The following is a 614-nucleotide window of genomic DNA, read 5'->3' on the forward strand; positions in this document are numbered from 1 at the left end:
AGTGGACTTATTACCCCTCCTTGAGGTGTCCCAGCTTTCGTGTCGTCAAATACACCATTGTCAATGACCCCGGCTTTCAACCATTGTCTGATATTGCGCCTTATGGTCGTTGGACAATGAAGTTTGGATAGCAGGTGATTATGGTCAATCTGGTCAAAACATTTGGCGATATCGGCATCGAGGACGTAATATTCCCCTTGATTAATTGCCACATATATTCTGCCAATTGCGTCGAGGGTTGAGCGTCCGGGTCGAAATCCATAGCTTGTTCCCTCAAATCGTGGTTCCCAGTAGGGTTCCATTGCCATCTTGACCAAGGCTTGCTTGGCTCTATCTCGGATTGTCGGGATTCCCAGTGGACGTTTTTCATCCCGTCCGGGTTTTGGTATCCATACTCTCCGTAATGGTTTAGCTTTGAAGTTTCCTTTGATTTCCTCAGCAAGCTTAAACCTTTGTTTTGGGGATATTGCTACCACTCCATCCACTCCGGCTGTCTTTTTGCCTTGGTTATCTTGGGTTACTCGCCTTACCGCTAGTAGCCTTGCGTAGTATGACTTCAAAAGGAGTCTCTGCAACCTTCTAGCTTTTGCATCCTGTCCCGATTGAGCCGCTTG

At 47.2% G+C, this 614-nt stretch carries 1 protein-coding gene; it reads right to left on the bottom strand.

Annotation, left to right across the window (positions count from 1 at the left end):
- On the bottom strand, positions 1 to 614 hold a 614-nt coding region (locus AC0QHF_RS07635; protein ID WP_324703605.1), incomplete at both ends, for a reverse transcriptase N-terminal domain-containing protein.

This window comes from Lyngbya sp. CCY1209, assembly GCF_055795065.1.